Source organism: Arthrobacter sp. alpha11c (assembly GCF_054149985.1).
In genome coordinates this window covers 1,002,904-1,019,213 of sequence record NZ_CP196747.1, presented here as the reverse complement: position 1 = coordinate 1,019,213, position 16,310 = coordinate 1,002,904, and the positions used below count along the sequence as shown (strand labels likewise).

Annotated in this window: 15 protein-coding genes; 5 read left to right on the top strand and 10 right to left on the bottom strand. The window is 59.9% G+C overall.

Annotation, left to right across the window (positions count from 1 at the left end; translation table 11 throughout):
- Positions 1 to 13 precede the first annotated feature (13 nt).
- The 5 genes from ACTAQJ_RS04700 to ACTAQJ_RS04680 all read left to right on the top strand — a co-directional run bounded on the left by ACTAQJ_RS04700 (position 14) and on the right by ACTAQJ_RS04680 (position 4,872).
- The gene (locus ACTAQJ_RS04700) at positions 14 to 2,443 is read left to right on the top strand and encodes a phosphoketolase family protein (RefSeq protein ID WP_498701085.1); all 2,430 of its coding nucleotides are present in this window, start codon (positions 14 to 16) and stop codon (positions 2,441 to 2,443) included.
- Between the two features lie 62 nt (positions 2,444 to 2,505).
- Complete coding sequence (locus ACTAQJ_RS04695; protein ID WP_442005492.1) at positions 2,506 to 2,964, top strand: DUF1003 domain-containing protein; 459 nt, start codon at positions 2,506 to 2,508, stop codon at positions 2,962 to 2,964.
- A gap of 61 nt (positions 2,965 to 3,025) precedes the next feature.
- Positions 3,026 to 3,520 (top strand): MarR family winged helix-turn-helix transcriptional regulator, encoded by a 495-nt coding sequence (locus ACTAQJ_RS04690; protein WP_442005491.1) that lies wholly within the window; start codon positions 3,026 to 3,028, stop codon positions 3,518 to 3,520.
- A 117-nt stretch (positions 3,521 to 3,637) separates the two neighbouring features.
- Entirely contained in the window at positions 3,638 to 4,444 is an 807-nt protein-coding gene (locus tag ACTAQJ_RS04685; protein ID WP_442005490.1) for an MBL fold metallo-hydrolase, read from the top strand.
- A complete protein-coding gene (locus ACTAQJ_RS04680; protein WP_442005489.1) occupies positions 4,435 to 4,872 on the top strand; it encodes a nuclear transport factor 2 family protein in 438 nt (145 codons plus the stop codon). The genes ACTAQJ_RS04685 and ACTAQJ_RS04680 overlap by 10 nt, the downstream gene beginning before the upstream one ends.
- A gap of 134 nt (positions 4,873 to 5,006) precedes the next feature.
- Here the strand turns inward: ACTAQJ_RS04680 and ACTAQJ_RS04675 are convergent, their stop codons facing one another.
- The 10 genes from ACTAQJ_RS04675 to ACTAQJ_RS04630 form a co-directional block, all read right to left on the bottom strand.
- On the bottom strand, positions 5,007 to 6,329 hold the full coding sequence (locus tag ACTAQJ_RS04675; RefSeq protein ID WP_498701078.1) for an NtaA/DmoA family FMN-dependent monooxygenase: 1,323 nt from the start codon (positions 6,327 to 6,329) through the stop codon (positions 5,007 to 5,009).
- A gap of 71 nt (positions 6,330 to 6,400) precedes the next feature.
- Positions 6,401 to 7,366, bottom strand: a complete 966-nt coding sequence (locus ACTAQJ_RS04670) for an alpha/beta hydrolase (protein ID WP_442005487.1) — start codon at positions 7,364 to 7,366, stop codon at positions 6,401 to 6,403.
- 10 nt (positions 7,367 to 7,376) lie between these two features.
- Complete coding sequence (locus ACTAQJ_RS04665) at positions 7,377 to 8,138, bottom strand: SDR family NAD(P)-dependent oxidoreductase (protein ID WP_442005486.1); 762 nt, start codon at positions 8,136 to 8,138, stop codon at positions 7,377 to 7,379.
- A gap of 63 nt (positions 8,139 to 8,201) precedes the next feature.
- Positions 8,202 to 9,218, bottom strand: coding sequence for an ABC transporter permease (locus tag ACTAQJ_RS04660; protein WP_442005485.1), 1,017 nt, complete (start codon positions 9,216 to 9,218; stop codon positions 8,202 to 8,204).
- Positions 9,215 to 10,783, bottom strand: coding sequence for a sugar ABC transporter ATP-binding protein (locus tag ACTAQJ_RS04655; protein ID WP_442005484.1), 1,569 nt, complete (start codon positions 10,781 to 10,783; stop codon positions 9,215 to 9,217). The genes ACTAQJ_RS04660 and ACTAQJ_RS04655 overlap by 4 nt, the downstream gene beginning before the upstream one ends.
- 78 nt (positions 10,784 to 10,861) lie before the next feature.
- Positions 10,862 to 11,959, bottom strand: a complete 1,098-nt coding sequence (locus tag ACTAQJ_RS04650) for a sugar ABC transporter substrate-binding protein (protein WP_442005483.1) — start codon at positions 11,957 to 11,959, stop codon at positions 10,862 to 10,864.
- 147 nt (positions 11,960 to 12,106) lie between these two features.
- Positions 12,107 to 13,183 carry a sugar ABC transporter substrate-binding protein gene (locus ACTAQJ_RS04645; RefSeq protein ID WP_498701071.1) on the bottom strand — a complete coding sequence of 359 codons (1,077 nt, stop codon included), beginning with the start codon at positions 13,181 to 13,183 and terminating at the stop codon, positions 12,107 to 12,109.
- Positions 13,184 to 13,248: 65 nt separating this feature from the next.
- The gene (locus ACTAQJ_RS04640) at positions 13,249 to 13,476 is read right to left on the bottom strand and encodes a hypothetical protein (RefSeq protein WP_498701069.1); all 228 of its coding nucleotides are present in this window, start codon (positions 13,474 to 13,476) and stop codon (positions 13,249 to 13,251) included.
- A 48-nt stretch (positions 13,477 to 13,524) separates the two neighbouring features.
- Entirely contained in the window at positions 13,525 to 14,976 is a 1,452-nt protein-coding gene (locus ACTAQJ_RS04635; RefSeq protein ID WP_498701064.1) for an MFS transporter, read from the bottom strand.
- 204 nt (positions 14,977 to 15,180) lie between these two features.
- Positions 15,181 to 16,227, bottom strand: coding sequence for an AraC family transcriptional regulator (locus tag ACTAQJ_RS04630; protein ID WP_498701062.1), 1,047 nt, complete (start codon positions 16,225 to 16,227; stop codon positions 15,181 to 15,183).
- Positions 16,228 to 16,310 lie beyond the last annotated feature (83 nt).

Genomic DNA, 16,310 nt, shown 5'->3' with positions numbered 1-16,310 from the left:
GAAGGAACGCGGCATGACGCAACGCACTCAAGACAGCCACCCAGGTTCGCGGGCGGAAAGCGAAGACTTCGAACTGCTCAACAAGTACTGGGCAGCGGCGAACTACCTGACTGTTGCACAGATCTATCTCCAGGAAAATCCGCTGCTCCGCGAGCCATTGCAAGCCCAGCACATCAAGCCCAGACTTCTGGGCCATTGGGGGACCAGTCCCGGGTTGTCTCTCATTTACGCCCACCTGAATCGCCTCATCCGTCGCACGAGTGCGGAAGTCCTCTTGGTGACGGGCCCCGGTCACGGAGGCCCCGCCGTCGTCGCCAACACATATCTCGAAGGCAGCTATTCCGAGGTCTATCCCGCTGTTGGCAGGGATCTTGCAGGGCTGAGACGACTGGTCAGGCAGTTTTCGACGCCGGGCGGGATCGCGAGCCATGTCGGCCCGGCCACGCCAGGTTCCATTCACGAAGGCGGTGAATTGGGGTATTCGCTGATGCATGCCACAGGTGCGGCAATGGACAACCCCGGCCTGATCGTTGCGTGTGTGGTGGGGGACGGGGAGGCAGAAACCGGGCCATTGGAGGGTTCCTGGAAGGCGCCGTCGTTTCTTAATCCGCTGAGCGACGGCGCTGTGCTTCCGATTCTCCACCTCAACGGCTACAAGATCTCGGGGCCTACTGTCTTGGGACGGCGCTCGAACCTGGAGGTGGCGTCGTTGCTCGAAGCGCATGGCTGGGAGCCTGTGATCGTCGATGGGGATGATCCTGGTCTTGTCCATCCAGCATTGGCATCAGCCATGGACTCGGCCTATGCAGCCATCCGGGCGATACAGTCACATGCCCGCCAGGAAGGCGTTACGGGGCCGGCCCGATGGCCAGCGATTATCCTGCGGACACCCAAAGGCTGGACGGGGCCGGCCACCGTTGATGGGGTCCCCGTCGAAGGTACTTTCCGTTCACATCAGGTCCCTCTTGCCGGAGTGCGGGAAAAGCCGGAGCACCTGGCACAACTGGAAACCTGGATGCGCTCCTACCGGCCCGAGGAACTGTTCGACGCCGATGGCCGGCTTGTCGCCGAACTGTCGGCGCTGGCTCCCGACGGCGATCTGCGCATGGGAGCGCTGCCGGCCAGCCGCGGCGTGGGTGGCACGGATCTCGTGGTTCCGCCGATCGAAAAGTACGCTGTGGAGACCCTTCCCCGAGGCCAAAAAATGTACCAAAGCACAAAGCCGCTGGGGGAGATGCTTCGGGACATCTATATTGACACTGCCGAGGATCCCAAATTCCGGCTTTTCTGTCCGGACGAAACCAACAGCAACAGGCTCGGTGCCGTCTTTGAAGCCACGGACCGTTGCCTTCTGGAGCCGGATGCCAGTGTGGCTGCCCCACCTGGCGGCGACCATGTTTCCGCTAATGGACGCGTCATAGAAGTCCTCTCCGAACATCTCTGCCAAGGATGGCTGGAAGGATACGTCCTTACTGGCAGGTACGGCTTGTTCGCGAGCTACGAGGCGTTTGCAATGGTGAGTGCGTCCATGACAGTCCAGCACGCCAAATGGCTCCAACATTCGCGGGACCTGGAGTGGCGGCAGCCTGTGCCGAGCCTGAATATCCTCCTGACCTCTACCTGCTGGCGGAACGACCACAACGGTTTCAGCCATCAGGGTCCGGGACTCATCGACACGGTCTTGTCGCTGTCCGGCACTGTCATACGAGTCTACCTTCCACCGGATGCCAACACCCTGCTGGTCACAGCGGAACACATGCTCAAAAGCAAGAACTATGTGAACCTTGCTGTCATCGACAAGCAGGACCACCCGCAGTATTTGACCCTCGACGAGGCCAGGAAGCACGCCGCCGTCGGTGCATCCGTATGGGACTGGGCGGGGAACGAAGTGTCCCTGGGGTCTTCGAAGGACGTTGCGAAACCCGACATCATCCTGGCCTGTGCGGGGGATGTTCCGACCCAGGAGACCCTGGCAGCGGCATGGCTGCTCCGGCGCCATGTTCCCGATCTGACTGTCAGGGTGGTCAACGTCATGGACGCCATGGTCCTACCGCCTCCGGACACGCATCCGCATGGGCTTTCCAGTGAGAAATTTGAAGAGATCTTTACTGGTGACGTGGATGTGGTGATGGCATGGCACGGGTATGCACGGGCCCTCCATCAGCTCCTGCATGGTCGCCCGCTGCCTGAGAGGTTCCACGTCCGCGGATACAACGAGCAGGGTACTACGACCACACCGTTTGACATGGTGGTCCTGAACAAAGTCAGCCGCTATCACCTCGTCATGGAATCACTTCGCCGTTCCCGCGGACATTTCGCGGGTGCAGAAGAACTCCTGGAACACTGCCGCAACCAGCTCGACGCCCACGCTGCACATATACGCGAACACTTCGAGGACCTCCCTGAAATCCGCGACTGGGTATGGACGGAGCCGGATTCCTAAAGGAGCTCGATCTCCTCGTGCCGAATGTCCGAATGCAGGGCAGCAGACCCTACGCTGGGTTCATGAGTGAGAGACCGGCTACCTGGCATAGGCAGCATAAAGCAGGTTTGAGCCGGGGCGAGCGCGCAGCGGATATCCTTCGGAATGGCATGGGTAGTTGGATTTTCGTATCGCTGTTCGTTGCATTTATGGCTGCTTGGGCTGCTATCAACACATTTGTCTTTACGTCACATGCATGGGATCCATATCCATTCATCCTTCTGAACCTCTTCCTGTCCATGCTGGCTGGGCTTCAGGGCGCAATATTGCTGATAGCTGCAAAGCGGCAAGACGCCATCGCAGCAGCTATGGCCTTGCATGACTATGAAACGGACGTGCAGGCAAAAACCGAGATCGATCGGCTGATGGCAATCAACAGCCAACAACTGGAACTTCTTGAGGAACTGAGGGCCCTGTTGTTGCGGCCCAGAACGTCGGGAGGCGACGGCGACTGGGAGCCGGGGCAAGCCGCGGAAGAGTAATCTCAATGGCCCCAGCAAGTTGCCGGTATCTCTAGCCGTACCCCACGTTTAGTGTTGGAGGGTGGAAGTACAGGGAGAACTTAAGACTGCTCAAGAGGCCGCCAATGATCCTCGTATCCTGGTTTTCGGGCGTTTGCTTGGTGCTGCTAACCGGCTGGAGTATTTGCTTGGTCGATCCTTGGAGCAGGAGGCGGGGGTCAGTCACTCACTGTTCGAACTCCTTCTCTTAGTGGGCCGTGCTGGTGACACGGGAATGCCTGTGCGCGATATTGCGCAAGCCAGGGTGCTGACCTCGGGTGGTGCTACCCGGCTGGTTCAGCGGGCATCGGCGCAGGGTTTGATCGAGCGCAGGGGTTCCATGGATGATCGTCGCGTCCAGCTGATCCACCTCACCCCTCATGGAGAGCAAGTCCTCCTTCGGGCCGCTGCCCTGCATGCCCGAAACGTGGAACGCTATGTCATCGATCCGTTGCCTGTTGATCAGGCAGAGGTCTTTGCGACAGCTATCCGGACGCTGAGTAAGAACGCCGCGAAAGAACTGCCGACCATGCCGTGATCACCGGTCGGTGCGCGGGAGGGGAATAGCTGACTAGTCAGCTTTGTTACTGGCTATGGGTGGTACCAAGCCGCCTGCCTGGACGTTCCGTGCTGTACACGAGAAGGAGCACCACCCATGTCGCTTAACTTCGAAGTCTTCGATCTGGACTTTCCCGCCGGTTCACCCAATAAGTCAGCCACTCTGGTCACAGGTCCCACCGGAGCGTTGCTTATTGATGCCGGCTTCACCCGGGCAGACGGACACCGGTTGGTGGCCGCCATTCTCGACTCCGGGAAGGTCCTGACCACGGTCTTTGTAAGCCACGCCGACCCGGATTTCTATTTCGGCCTGGAAGCTATCGCTGAGGCGTTTCCCCATGCGGCCATCGTCGCCACTCCGATCGTGATCGAGCACATCCGCGACTCCTTCGAAGGCAAGCTCAAGGCGTGGGCCACGCTGGGAGCGAACCTGCCAACGCGATTGGTCCCGATCACCCCGCTCGTCGGTGATTTCCTTGAGCTGGATGGTTACAGATTCGACGTCAGGGGAGGTTCGACCCTGCTGCCGGACCGGCATTATCTGTGGAACGCCGATTACCAGGCCGTCGTTGGTGGGGTCCTGGTGTTCCAGCAGGAACATGTCTGGACCGCCGATACCGCGACGCCGGAACAGCGGGCTGCCTGGATCGACATGCTCGATGAGATGCAATCGCTGGAGCCTCAGTTGGTCGTCGCCGGACACCGGCTCCCTGGGACCGCAAACGATGCGAGCGGCATTGATTTCACCCGCAAGTATCTGCAGGACTTCGAGCGCATTCTCGACAGTTCCCCCGATGGTGCTTCGGCAACAGCGGCGCTCGTTGAAAGCTATCCGGAATCGGGAATGCTGATCGCGGCACAAATTGGACCCAAGGTGGCCAAAGGTGAGATGACGTGGGGCTGAACGAGACGATGGACCCTGGGACGTCCATGGCGCCGCGTGACGTTGTCCGCCGGCAGTACATTGCCTCAGCGGCCGGTGACCTCGAGGCGCTTCGTGCCACGATGGCGCCCGATGTCGAATGGACTGAAATGGCGGGGTTTCCCCTTGCGGGAACCTATCGCACACCGCAGGGTGTCACGTCCAACGTCATGGAAGTACTCGGACGCGACTGGGACGGTTGGACCGCTCACGATGACAACTACGTCGTCGATGGTGAGAACGTCGTCGTCCTCGCACGATACACAGCAACGCACCGTAAAACCGGGCGGAAGCTCAATGTCCGGGTAGCGCACCACTTCATTGTCCGCGGGGGTCTCATCGTGCGCTTCGAGCAGTTCGTCGACACCGCGAAAGTCGCCGAAGCCGCCAGCGGCGAGGGGGACAATTGACGATTGCGACCGGCAACCGACTAGTCCAGCGGGTCGCCGTCTTCCTTCTACCAGAACAGGCCGTATTGGTCGATGGCGTTGCCATATTAGCCGATGTCGCCCGCTATCCCGAGCCAGGTCACGTTTGATTCATGTCACTTCGTGACGCGCGGATCGACTCCATATTGGGCCGGAACGCCAAGATGTTCGCGCAGGGTTGTGCCGTTATATTCCCGGTGGAATAGCCCGCGATCCTGGAGGATTGGCACGACGCCATCGACGAAGGCGTCAATCCCGTCCTCGTATATGTCCGGCGACACCCAGAAGCCGTCCACAGCTTCTGCTTCGAACCATTTCTGCATGTGGTCAGCGGCTTCGGCGGCCGGTCCGACGACGACGGGGTGGTAGTCGATCACACCGTGCGCGAGCACATCGCGGATCGTCCAGCCTTCACTCGCGATCCTAAGTGCATTAGCCGAGCGAGGGTCGCCCGCTGATGGCCGCGCCTTGGACAGTTGCTCCTGCGATAGTGGCTCGTCTAGCTGGGCCGGATCGAGGCCCAGGCCGAGTATCTGTCCAAGATAGGACGCGCGCTGAGGAAAGATTCGCCCACTCAGCGTAATTCGGCGATCAAGACCTTCGCGCTTGTCCCTGGCGATCGTCGTCATTAGGCCGGCAAAGAACTTGAGCTCGTCCGGATCCCGCCCGGCGCGTTCGGCCGCTTCACGAAACGCGGCGCGCTGCGCACGCGCATCGTTGATGGTGAAAGCTGCGCCGATAACGCCGTTGGCGTAACGGCCGGCGAGTTCGAGGGCGTTCGGACTGCCTCCGGCGTGGAAGATAACGGGCTGCCCTTGCTCGGATGGAGGAATGTACAGCGGACCACGTGAGGCGACGAAATTGCCACCCATATTGATGGGTGCGATCTGGTCGGCGTCCGCGAAGCGGCCCATTGCCTTATCGTGCATCCACGCTGTCTTTCCCCAGCTGCCCCAAAGAGACTGTACTAGCTGGATCGTCTCATGCGCCCTCCCGTAGCGTTCCTGGCTGGATGGAAGTCGTTGGCCATAATTTGCCGCGACATCTTGTCCGCTCGAGGTGACGGCATTCCAACCCGTCCGCCCATGACTCATGACATCCAGCGCCTTGAACTGTCGGGCGAGGTTGAACGGCTCGTTGAACGTCGTCGAGCCGGTGGCGACAAGGCCAATCCGGCTGGTTTCGCGGGCTACAGCTGCCAACGTCACCATGACGTCGAGATTGAAGTGGGGCGGCTCGTTCTCGATATCGCCGACGTGTGTGGGGCCATCCGGTAGGAACAGGAAGTGGAGCTTCCCGCGCTCGGCCGCCTGGGCATGGCGAACCTTCGCGTCAAAACTCGTATAGCTCTTGGGGTCTACTGCCGGGGCGCGCCAGGCCCCAGGCAGGTTGCCGTATCCGTTGCCCAGATGCATGCCGACAATCATTTGTCTGGTCATGATCTCCTCTTTCTGTGCGCAGATTGGGGTCGCCGACGGTCCTGTTCCGGCCCAGTTCGCCAAGGTTCCGGCTATTGCGCGTCCGCAGTATCCGGATGATCGCGAAAAATCCACCTCAGTGTCTCCGGGAGGACTGCGCCACCGTGCAGGAGCGAGTGTCCGCCCTCGCCGTACACGAATTTGGCATCGTAGCGTCGATACTCAAGGGCTGCGAACATGTCGTGGTTGGCGATCGGAATACTGCCGAAGATTACGTCAAGGTCCCGGGCTCCAGTCTGGAGCCACACCCGGATTGGTTTTCGTGGGTTCTGCCGGATTGCCGAGGGATGATTGTGGCCGCCCCGGATATTGATGAAGCTGCCGCAATGGGAGATGACGTTGCCGAAGACGTCAGGACGTGCCCAGGCTGCTGTGAACGCGCAGTTGCCGCCCGAACTGATGCCTACAAGCACTCGATCCTGGGGAACTGTGGAGACATTGAGGTCCCGCAGGACATCCGGAAGGAATTCGTCCGTGAGGAATCTGGCATAGTCGCCGTTGATGGAGTCGTACTCGATGCTGCGGTTGTCAGTTCCACCAAAGTGGGGATATCCCGGGCCTTGCTCGCCTGCTTCAATGAATATGGCCACCGTAACCGGGATCTCGCCCTTGTTGATGAGGTTGTCCAGGACGATATCCGCGCTGGCCTTCGGTGCCAGATACAGATTGGCATCCTGAAAAATGGCAAGGGCGGCGGGCTTGTCCGGGGTGTATTGAGCGGGGACGTAGAGGTAATAGCTCCGTTCCACGCCAGGGTAAACGCTTCGCCCTGTGTGACGTCCCTTTGTCAGCGTGCCTTGAGGGGTCCCTGGCTGTCGCTCGGAATCTGGACCCAGCGAATAGGTCGGCTTGGTGTCGTCGGCGAGGACATAGGCAGAAGCATCCTTGCCAGAGATTGTGAGGTCATCCTGGTAGTCGTTTTCCTGCCGGTAATCAGCATCCGGGGTCTGGCCATTGTCATCAGTCACGCGTGGTTCGGTGTCCGGGGAGTGCGTCATCGTGATCCTTTCAGTGAGAGGTGAACCCGCCGTCGATGACGAGTTCCGTTCCAGTGATGAACTTGGCCTCATCCGATGCGAGGTAGAGCATGCCATACGCGATGTCGGATGCTTCCCCCGCGTGGGGCGGCAAAGGAACGGTTTCAGGGTTGGCCAGCGATTCCCTTGTGAGCCCGTAGCCACGGGTCAGGCCGGTGTCGACCGGACCGGGATGCACTGAATTCACCCGGATGTTGTCCTTTGCAAACCACTGGGCAGTGTGTTTTGTCAGGGAGCGGACTGCCCCCTTCGAAGCGGAGTAGGCTGCACTGCCGCCATCCGAGGCGCCACCCACAATGCCAGCGATCGATGACACGTTCACGATGGAACCGGCCCCCGCGGCCTGCATGGCGGGAATGACGCTCTTCATTCCCAGCCAAGGTCCGGTGACATTGATGGCCATCACCTTATTCCAGTCGTCAAGCTCGGCTTCGAGAACACCCTTCGCCATGGCAATTCCGGCGTTGTTGATCAGGATGTCGATCGTGCCCCACTCGGCGAGTACGTCCTCGACTACACGCTTCCAGTCCTCAGCGGAGGAAACATCGTGCGTGCGTGCAATGGCCTCGCCTCCGTTTTCGGTGACTTCCCGGACGGCCTGTCGCAGTGCCTCTGCGGAGATGTCGGTGGCCGCTACCCGCGCCCCCTCGGCTACGAAGAGCTTGAGGGCGGAGAGGCCCATTCCGCTGGCTGCGCCCGTGATGACGGCGACCTTGCCGGCCAATCGTGACATGTCATCTTCCTTCCCTGATGGTTGATCTGCGAGCAGATATTGCGGACGCGGATATGAGACAGCTCAGGCTTCTCCTGACCGCTTCCGAGACCGTGTGTAGGCGTCCAGCGAGACGGCGGCGAGCACGATCACACCAAGGGCCACCTCTTGTGTTGCCTGCGGAAATGCAAGGATGTCAAAGACGTTGTTGATAGTCCCAAAGATCAGGATGCCGACGAGTGTTCGCCACATGGCGCCTTCTCCGCCGAGCAATGAAGTTCCGCCGATGATGACGATCGCGATCGAGTTAAGCGTGACTCCAACGGCCACGCCTGGCTGTCCGACGCCGATGACCGACCCCAGGACGATCCCCGCGAGGGTTGCCAGCATCGCTGTCAGCACGTAGGTACTGGCCCGGAGGGACACCACGGGCAGTCCGGCCAACCGTGCGGCTTCGTTGTTGCCGCCGATCGCGTAGATGCCCCGGCCGTACACGGTTCTGGAAAGTGCGAACCATCCTGCCGCTACGAGGACAGCAAGCAGCCAGACGGAGAGCGGCGCCCCCAGGAAGTCCTTGTCCGAGAGGAAGTCGTAGCCGCCTGCTGCCATGGGAACCGGTTTGGAGTTCGTGAACAGCAAGGTCAGCCCGCTGAACAATGAGGCTGTAGCGAGAGTAGCGATGAACGCGTTTACTTTCGCTTTTGTGATGAGGAGGGCATTGATCAGGCCAAGAAGGAATCCGATCACCAGCGTGATGAGTATCGCCAGACCCGCAGGCATCATGTGGGACAGCGTTGCGTATGACACTCCGCCGATGGCCAGTACAGCGGCCACCGAAAGGTCGAAACCTCCGGCGATAATAATGAACGTCATCCCTACAGCGATAATGCCGACAGGTGCGTTTTGGGTCAGGATGTTGACGAGGTTTCCTGGGTTGAGGAAGCGAGGATTGAGGCTGATCGCCGTCATCACGAGGATGATGAGCACCCAGACCATCCCGAGGCTCGCTGCTCTCTCCCGCAGATTGACTCTTCTCTTTCTTGTGACAGGGGGAGCAACGGTGTTATCCGGGGTGGTGTCCCTGTCGATGGTGGCGCTCATGCGTTCTCCTTCAATCCGAAAGCAGCTTTCAGTACGTCTTCCATGGCGATCTCTTGATCGCCGTTTCGCTCCAGCAAGCCCATGCTTTGGCCCTTGGCGACGACGAGTACACGGTCCGAAACCGCCAGTACTTCCTCGAGCTCGGATGAGACCACGATGACGCCGACGCCGTCGTCCGCCATTTTGCGCAGGCTCTCAAGCAACTCGCCTTTTGCGCCGATGTCTATACCGCGTGTGGGCTCGTCAGCGAGGAGCACTTTCGGGCGGTCGTACAACCACCGTGCCATCAAGAGCTTCTGTTGGTTGCCGCCGGAAAACCGGTCGCTCCGTTCACCCAGCCGGGCTATCGGGAAGTTCAGCTTTGAGGCAGCCTCGGCAACCATGGCACGCAGTTTCCTTCGCCCAATTACGCCGCCTGATGAGGCTGCGCCAAGATTGGACAGGGCAATGTTGTCCGCGGCATTTCGGGGCATAACCAGGCCCTGGCCCTTACGGTCTTCCGGGATCAGACCGATTCCCAGCTTGCGGGCCGCGCGAACTGTTCGCGGCCAGGGGGACTGGGCCCCCGACAGGCGGATGCTTCCCCGGGCAGTCGATTCCGCGCCGGCAATCGCCCTCAGCAACGTCGAGCGGCCCGAACCTACCAGACCGGCAATGCCGAGTATTTCGCCTGGCTTCACTTCAAGGTCGATGTTCTCGATGACCCCCGGCACAGTAAGACCGACCACTTCAAGGACGGGCGCGAGAGCCGGGTCAATCGATTTCTGGTGGATGCCGGCCGGCTTGTCCATCAGCACCCGGCCAAGGGTTTGGTCACCTCGCTGCTCGCCAAGCATCGCGCGCACGAGTTCGGCGCGCGAACTCTCTCCCCGCCCGCTCGTGACGATGGCCCGGCCATTCCGGAATACCGTGACTCTGTCGGCCAGCCGTTCGATTTCATCGAAGTTGTGACTGACAATCACGATGGTGACGCCGCGCTTGCGCAATCCTTCGATCGCTCTATACAGGGCTTCCCGCTCCTCCACGGCCAGGGACGCGCTCGGCTCATCGAAGAGGATGACGCGAGGATCCACCACCAGCGACCGCATGATCTCAAGCAATTGCTGCTCGGCCACTGACAGGGTGCCGACGGGCACGCCAGCCGGAACGACCTGGACCTCCAGCTGGGCACACAGCTGGACGTATTTGCGTCGCATCTCAGCGGCGGAGAGTACTCCGAACCGGGACAGGACGGAGCCGAGAAAAACGTTCGCTGCTGCATCCATATGCGGGATGATCGTCAGTTCCTGATAGATGGCCGAGACACCGCTCCGGCGTGCAGCGCGAAGGTTCCCCGGTTCAACTTGTTCACCGAAGACTTCGACGACACCCCCGTCATAGTCGACGCGACCGGCGATAGCGCCCAACGCCGTGGACTTGCCCGCTCCGTTCTCGCCGATCAGTGCATGTACCGTTCCTTCATGGATCTCAACGTCCACATCGATTAATGCGCGTGTGGCACCGTAGGTCTTCGACACCGCTTTAAGTGCGACGGCGATAACCGGGTCCGATTTCGAAGGCTCCATTGCCAGTTCTACTTTCTATGTTGGGCTGGGCGGCGTTCGAGCGAACGACGCCCAGCCCCGGGCTGGTGAGCTGCCGCGCTAGCGTAGCTCGGCGGGCAGTTGTGAAATCGTTTCCTTTGTAACTACGAAGGGATTCTTTGCAGTGCCAATGACCGAGTCATCCACAAAGCGTGTGCCGGCGTCCCCGCGTTGCGCAGCGGCAATGGAGTTGAGGTTTGCCTTCATTTGGTTGAAAGGGAACAGCATTGTGGAGAGCTGGACCGTACCGGCCTCCAATTGTTGGATCTGGAACTTGCCGAAGCCGATGTCCACGACGTGAACCTTCTCCGACAGGCCCGCGTCTTTTTCGGCCTGGATGACGCCCTGTGTGAGGTCGGGCGAGGACGCGGACATGATGAGGGTGGTTTCAGGATGGCCCTGCAGGTAGGTCTGGGTCTTGTTGTAGGCGTCGGTCGTCGTCCAGTCCGTGTAGATCGTCTCGACCGAGTAGTCGGGGTTGTCGGCCGTGAGCTTTGCCAGTGCTGCTTCTGTGACGCGGGTCTGGGTGTTGACCGCGGGGCCAAGAACAGCAATGACCTTCTGCTTGCCGGGGTTGGCCTTTGCTGCTGCCGCCAACCAGCCGTCGACATAATCGCGGGTGGTGTTGCTGCCCACGAAGTTCAATGTGCCTGGCGCCCAGACGTCGTCAACGGACTTGCCGGCCTGGTTTTTGCCGTCGTCGCACAGGGGTGAGCCCGAAATGGACGTAAGGATATTGGCCTTTGCGAAGTCATGCGTGAGCAGCTTGCAGGACATCACGCCGTCGAGGGCCATTACTACTGCTGCATCGAAGTTTCCGGAGGTCATCGCAGTCTGCATTTGGTTGAGCTGCTTGTTCGGGTCATAGCCTGCGTCGAACAAGGTCATGTCCATACCAAGTTCCTTGGCGGTCGCGTTCGCTGCCCGCTCCTGCTCCAGCCCGAACTCATTGGCAACACCCGGGATAAAAACGGCGACCTTAAGGCCCTTGCCGGTCTTCAAGTTGACCGTCATGTCATTGCCGACATCGATTGCGACCGTGCCGGCCGGGCCCTGACTGCCCGGTTTACCGGTGTCGTTCCCGGCGCAACCGGCCAAGGCCAGCAGCACCGCCGTAGATCCAGCAGCCCACATGACCAGCGACTTCGTTGTACGCATAATTCTCCTGATTACCTCGTGCCCGGCGCCGAAGACGGCCCGGGTGCATGTGATGTGTCGCGAAGCTTCATTGCTTCGCGCTCTTGATAGGGGCGGCCGGCGTTATGGTGTACGCCCCGACAGCGGTCCTCCAGGCGATCTGCGCGGCTAGCGTAGTTCGGCGGGAAGCTGGGAGATCGTGCCATTCGTGATGGTGAAAGGGCTGCTTGCAGTGCCGATGACCGAGTCATCCACAAAACGAGGGCCCGCATCTCCGCGTTGAGCCGCAGCGATGCTTTCCAGGGATACCTTTATGCCGTTGTAAGGGAAGAACAGCGTTGAGAACTGGATATTTCCCGCCTCAATCTGTTCGATTGAGAAGTCGCCGAAACCCTGGTCAACAATGTGGACCTTTCCAAGAAGGCCTGCGTCTTCTACGGCCTTGACGATTCCCTGTGAAATATCCGGCGTGTACATGGACAGGATGAGGCTGGTGTCCGCGTGGCCTTGCAGGTAAGTCTGGGTCTCATTGAACGTGCCGGTAGTCGTGTAATCGGTGTAGATCTTATCCACCGTGTACTCGGGGTTCTCCTGAGCGAACTTCGCCAGGGCAACCTCAATCACGCGCGTTTGGGCAGCGACCGCAGGACCAAGAACGGCGACGACGTTCTGCTTACCAGGGTTCGCTTTTGCTGCCGCGGAGAACCAACCGTCGATGTAAGCGCGGGTGTTGTTGCTGCCTACAAAGTTCATCGTGCCCGGCGCCCAGACCTCCTCAACTGACTTACCCGTCTGATTTGTACCGTAATCGCATAATGGGGTGACGTTGTTCACCACAAGAATGTTGGCCTTGGGGTAATCCTCGGTGAGGGTTTTGCAGACTACTGTGCCGTCGAGGGCCTGCACGACTGCTGCGTCATAGCCCCCGGATACGAGCGCGGTCTGCATTTGGTTGAGTTGTTGGCTCGGGTTATAGCCGCCGTCGAACAATGTCATGTCCATGCCGAGCTGCTTGGCCGTCTCCTTTGCGGCAAGCTCCTGCGCCTGGCCGTAGGCATTGGCGACGCCCGGGATAAAAACGGCGACCTTGAGGTTGGGGCTTGTCTTCAGGTTGACCTTCATATTGTTGCCGACATCGATTGCGACAGTGTCAGCGGGGCCTTGGCTGCTCGGGCTTTGCCCGCAACCAGCCAGGGCCAGCAGCACCGCCGTCGAGCCTGCAGTCAACATGATTCGCGACTTCATTGTTCGCATATTTCTCCTCGCGTTTTCGTCGCACGCTGTGATGCGTGCGTCCCCCTGGCCTGCTCTTATCTCCCGGCTCCAGCGGTTTCCCACTTGTAGGTCATCCAGACCTCATATCCGTCGACTTTGCTGATCATGCGACGTTGGTACACACCATCGGGGGCCAGCCAAAGGATCTGGTTGTCGATCGTCACGGCGTCAACAAACCCCGTCCGGACAGGCCGGCCATTGATTCTTATTTGCACCGTCTCCCCGGCAAGGGGAAGCCAGTCATCTTGCTTGTGATACGTCATCTGACCTCCGTCCTTGTGATGAGCCGCCTGGAGCACGTGCAGGTTCTGTTAGTGGCTGACAGCATGGACCTTCGTGGGATCGGTCTCTGTGTCGACTGCATGCAGATCAGTGATGCGCTTGGGGGCCAGCACCGCCCAGATGAGTACGAATGCAGCGATAATCACGGCCGATGCAATGTAGATGCCAGCAAAAGTTGCCTGCGGAATGAATCCGTCGGGGCCGGGAACCAGCACGTTCAAGATAATGGCGACGGCAATCATTGCTCCGACGAACTGGATGATGTTTTGCATGCCAACGGTCACCGCCATGTTGTCCTGGCGGCCGGCGGCTGCAACGAGGGTGTACCCGGTGGTCAGGCAGCTGAGGATCGTCAGTGCATAGAGGAAGACCCACAACCATGACAACCACACTTGGCCTTGGGCCAGGGCGAGCCCGAGGAAGACGAGGACCGCAGCTGAACCGGAAATGACCAGAACCGTTTTCGGGCCCAGGCGCCGCAGACCCCACCGGGTCCAGAGGTATCCAAGTGCAGCTCCCGGAATCATGGCGAGCAATACATACGAGGAATCCAATGCAGAGAGTCCGTGGCCGTACCCGGAGGAGGCCGGCGTCTGCAGCCATGCCGGCAGCACGATAAATATGCCCTGTCCTACCAAGCTGATCAAGAGGATTCCGGAGTAACCGATGAGGGTCTGGCGGATATCCATATTGCGGAATGACACCAGGGGCTCCTGGGTGCGTCGCTGCTGAATGATCCAAGCAGCCAATGTCACTGCACTAAGCAGGAATGAACCGAGCACCAGCGGTGAGGTCCAGCCCTGGCCTGGGCCTTCAGCAATTCCAATCAGGAGTGCCGTGACCCAAACGCCCAGCCCCAGCGCGCCGAACCAATCCAACTGCACAACAGCACGGGCGGCGACGGGTGTCTCAGGTGACTTCAGGGCGAGGACCAGCATTACTGCGTACAGAGTGAAGGTCACCCAGAAGACCGTTTCCCAGGGCATACCCAATCCAACGATGAGGCCGCCGGCAATCAGTGCGAGCGGTGTAAAGATTGCCATCACCGTCGAGAGCACGAGTGAGACCAGCCGGATTTGCCGGGCGGTACCCCGTGGACGCAGGAGCCCCCAACTCAGCGGAATCGTGACCGCGAGACCCATGAGGAATCGGCCCGCGACCAGAGGCCAGAAACCGCTGGCTGTTGCGCCCAGGGCACATCCCAACAGTGCCAGGACTATGAGCGTGATGAGAACTTTGCGATGCCCGAAAATGTCACCCATTCGGGCGGTCAGGCTGACGGAGATCACGCTGCCCATCATCAACGCGTTAAGGACCCAGCCGATTTCCGAACCCGTTAGGCCTGACTCGGTCGCAATCACTCCAATGAGCGGAGCGAGGATTCCGTACTGGATGTCAAGTGTTATGCCGCTCAACAGGAGAAGGGCAATTATCGCTGTGCTTTGGCCAGTGCGGGACTCGACCAATGTTGTTTGTGTCATCTTTGACCACCTTGTATATAGCCAGCAGTCGCTGGAGTCGTTCCTGACCGCGGAGAACCCGGCTTCTTTGCCAGGCCTGCGTAGGCTTCAACGGTAAGGTGGGCCGGCCCCGGCCCGGCACGGCAATCAACGCCGTCCACATGGGAATGTACGCCAACGTGTGTCCCGGTTCAGGAGTGGTTCAGGAGGGCGATACGGGCAGCACTAGGCCCTGGAGCTGACATTGTCCTTGTAATGGGAGGCTTCCCGATAGGCCGTTGGTGGCATCCCCTTCCACCGCTTAAAGGCGATGGTGAAGCTGGCGGGCTCGGTATAGCCAAGCCTGCGGGATATCCTCGCTACTGAAAGATCCGTATTCGAGAGTAAATCGGCGGCGAGATCACTCAAGGTCTTGTCCCGGAGTCGGGCGAAGTCGTCCCCAGTGAGTTCGAGCTTGCGTTGCAGGGTGCGGGGGGAAACCCGAAGTGTTGCGGCCACATTTGCCAGTTTGCGGTTGAGCTCGGGTGCAGTTCTTATGGTCTTGGCGACAGTGTCAGCCCAGTCTCCGGTCGCCCTTAGAGTATCCACAATCTGGGTATCCGCCTTGATCCATGCCGCGTGCTGAAAGGCGTTACCGAAGGGAAGTTCCTGTGCAGACGTTACGGGGTCCCACCATAGCCGCAGTGTTTCGGCGCCGCATTCAATGCCGCAGGGGACGTTGCTCGAGAGTTCGGGGGAGGCTTCCGGGAGAGGGAATTCAATCCGGGTGAAGGGGAAAGGGCTGCCATAGAGCCAGGTGAAATTTCGGGCAATGAAACAGAGGTCGCGGTAAACGCTGAATGGGATCAGCTCTTCCGGGGCGTCGGGGTAGGTGAACTCCATCCCGGTTACTGCGCCATCCGGTGTCCTCAGGGAAGTTAGCTCGAACAGGGCAGGGCCGTAATCAGTGGTACTTGCAACTTCAACCCACGCCTCGATGGTCGGCGCAGTAGCGAGGGCCAATCCTCTAACTCCGAAGGAGCCAAGTGAGTAGGCACGTGCGGCCCGCACCCAGAGATCCACACGATCTCCTGTGAGACCAACGAACTGAAGCTGGAAGGCCAACTCCTTCCTGGCGGGAATAGTACCTCCCGGGCGGTTCACCGCGTCGGGGTCTATTTCCGCATTCGCCAGGGCAGTTTGCCAATCCAGATCCGCATCCTCAAGCAACCCACGCAGTATGTGAACGCTGAAGTTTGGTACGCGCAGGTTCTGATAGGTTCCGCCTTTCACGGTCGCCACCGCCTGCCGCAGTCATAATCCGAGTACCGGAAGCCTCGTGAAGTCATGTCAGTAGCTTTGCACCTCGGGTGGCC